Source organism: Streptomyces sp. URMC 124, from assembly GCF_051386455.1.
In the GTDB taxonomy this organism is placed as follows: Bacteria; Actinomycetota; Actinomycetes; order Streptomycetales; family Streptomycetaceae; genus Streptomyces.
On the sequence record NZ_JBPQTS010000517.1, the window covers coordinates 1 to 260 of the forward strand.

A 260-nucleotide genomic window follows, 5' to 3' on the forward strand; every position below is an offset into this window, starting at 1 on the left:
GTAAGGACATGCCGAGCAGACCGGAAATCGTGCCTTGTTTTTCTTCTTTCACCTGATCGGGAATGAGCGCCGTGTACGCCGCCATCCCGAAGTTGAAGAACAGCTGCGCAACCGCCCAGCCTACGATGATGAGCCATAACGAGGATGTCCAGCCGATCATCAGAAGCGCGGCGCTCCCGACCAAGGGGCCGAGCAAAATCCAGGTGCGCCGGCGTCCGAACCGATTGATCGTCCGGTCGCTGATCGCACCGCCCAAAGGG

Annotated in this window: 1 protein-coding gene; it reads right to left on the reverse strand. The window is 60.0% G+C overall.

What is annotated here, in order from left to right; all coding sequences use genetic code 11:
* Window positions 1-260, reverse strand: a 260-nt coding sequence (locus tag ACSNOG_RS33540; RefSeq protein WP_436756443.1) for an MFS transporter, incomplete at both ends; no start/stop codon positions are given.